The organism is Achromobacter sp. SIMBA_011 (genome assembly GCF_046535435.1).
Lineage (GTDB): Bacteria > Pseudomonadota > Gammaproteobacteria > Burkholderiales > Burkholderiaceae_B > Achromobacter > Achromobacter dolens.
The window spans coordinates 1-279 of record NZ_JAWRWN010000315.1; the positions used below are offsets into that span (position 1 = coordinate 1).

Annotated in this window: 1 protein-coding gene; it reads left to right on the forward strand. The window is 55.2% G+C overall.

Translation table 11 applies throughout. The annotated features are described in order from the left end of the window. Positions 1–228, forward strand: a 228-nt coding sequence (locus SB816_RS31115) for a hypothetical protein (RefSeq protein ID WP_410548130.1), incomplete at its 5' end; no start/stop codon positions are given. Between the last annotated feature and the right edge of the window lie 51 nt (positions 229–279).

The following is a 279-nucleotide window of genomic DNA, read 5'->3' on the forward strand; positions in this document are numbered from 1 at the left end:
GTAGGCGATTCCGACGCGAACCTGATAAAGAAGTGCAATGAACTGCAGGACAGGCGAAATGCCCTCGTCCATCACGGGGCCGCAGAAGGAAAGACGGAGGCGCTGCAGTCCCAAATTGTGGCGATGGCGGTGCTGAATCAGGTAGTGAGCCCTATGTTGAAGACTCTTGGTCTCGGCCTTAACAGCATCGGCGACATCGGGCCCCTTCCGGTGAAATTGGCAAAGTGATCGGAAAACAGCAACGTGACCCGCGAATCTGCCGTATTTTTTGGAGTGCTC